The organism is uncultured Thiodictyon sp. (genome assembly GCA_903837595.1).
GTDB lineage: Bacteria > Pseudomonadota > Gammaproteobacteria > Chromatiales > Chromatiaceae > Thiodictyon.
The window spans coordinates 1-1,538 of record CAILVI010000085.1 but is presented as its reverse complement, the minus strand read 5'-3'; the positions used below and the strand labels follow the sequence as shown (position 1 = coordinate 1,538).

The 1,538-nt window shown below is 66.9% G+C and carries 1 protein-coding gene and 1 pseudogene; one reads left to right on the top strand and one right to left on the bottom strand.

The window, feature by feature from the left end; genetic code table 11:
• Positions 1-1,166 (top strand): IS66 family transposase (locus QZY44_RS04775; protein WP_295442963.1); only part of this gene is annotated, 1,166 nt, incomplete at its 5' end.
• A gap of 77 nt (positions 1,167-1,243) precedes the next feature.
• On the opposite strand, the pseudogene QZY44_RS04770 reads toward QZY44_RS04775, so the two are convergent.
• Positions 1,244-1,538: pseudogene (locus QZY44_RS04770) on the bottom strand (hypothetical protein); the annotation flags it as partial.

Here is a 1,538-nt window from a genome sequence, read left to right as displayed (position 1 = left end):
TCATCGAATATAAGCGCGCCAAGTATGTGGCGCGCGATGAGGACGTGCCCGGCGCTGAGGTCGGGGTGAAGATCGCCCCGCGCCCGGTACAAATCATCCCCAAGTCGATCGCCCACAGCTCGCTGCTGGCGGCCATCGTCACCGCCAAGTTCGTCGACGCCCTGGCGTTGTATCGCCAGGAGAAAATCTTTGCCCGCGAGGGCATCGAGCTGAGCCGCCAGACCATGGCCGGGCTGCTCATGCAGCTGCACACCCCGCTCACGCCGGTGGCCGCCGCACTGAAAGAGCTGCTGCGCCAAGGGCCCGTCATCCATATCGATGAGACCCCGGTGCAGGTGCTACGCGAGCCTGGCCGCGCGGCCGAGCAGAAGTCCTACATGTGGGTCTTCTGCGGCGGGCCGCCAGGACAGCCGGTGCGCTGGTTTGAATACGCCCCGAGTCGGGCCGCCGCGGTGCCGCAAGCGGTGCTGTTCCCGCCCGACGTGGACCCACCGGCAGACGCACCACCCCTGTCGTTCTACTTGCAATCCGACGGCTACAGCGCGTATCACGTCCTGGCCAACGCGCCCGGCGTGATGGGCCATGCCGGCTGTTGGGCCCATGTGCGCCGCAAGTTCGTCGAGGCCGCCACCGGGCGTAACGCCAGCGCCGCCCAGCAGATGGTGGCCTTGATCGGCGAACTCTATACCGTGGAGCGCAGTGTCCGCGGGGCCGCCCCGGCGATCCGCAAAGCCGCGCGGGAGGCGCGCAGTCGCCCGATCCTCGACACCATCAAGCAGTGGCTCGACACCACCGCCCCGCGGGTCCTGCCCAAGGGCTTGCTCGGGCGCGCCATCGGCTATGCCCTCGGGCAATGGCCGACGCTGACCACGTTCCTGGAAGATGGGCATCTGGAGATCGACAATAACACCGCCGAGAACTGCATCCGGCCCTTCGTCACCGGTCGAAAAAACTGGCTCTTCGCCGGCAGCCCCAAAGGCGCCGAGGTCAGCGCCACCCTCTACAGCCTCATCGAAACCGCCAAGGCCAACGGCTTGGAGCCCTGGGCCTACCTCAACCACCTCTTTGAGCACCTGCCGACGGCCAAGACCCCAGAGGCCATCGCCGCGCTGCTGCCACACAATTTGAAAGTAGACGACCTGAAACGGGAAGGGTCAATCCTGTAGATGCCCGGACGCTTACGATATGCCAGATTTTGACCGGATGGGCAAGGCTTGTGCGCGATGTTTCGGTCGATTTGGGGTCATTCGGCGGTTATTTCCGCCGATTCCTGGGGCCGCGCGGCCAGGCCCTGGGCCTGGCGGTCGGCATGGTAGGAGGAGCGGACCATGGCCCCGCTCGCCACGTTGGAGAATCCCATGGACTCCCCGGCCAGCCGCAGGGCCGTGAACTCAGCCGGCGTCCAGTAGCGTCGCACCGGCAGGTGGGCGCGGGTCGGTTGCAGGTATTGGCCCAGGGTGAGCATCGCACAGCCGTGGGCGCGCAGCGCCGCCATGACCGCCAGGACCTCCTCGGCCTCCTCCCCCAGGCCGAGCATG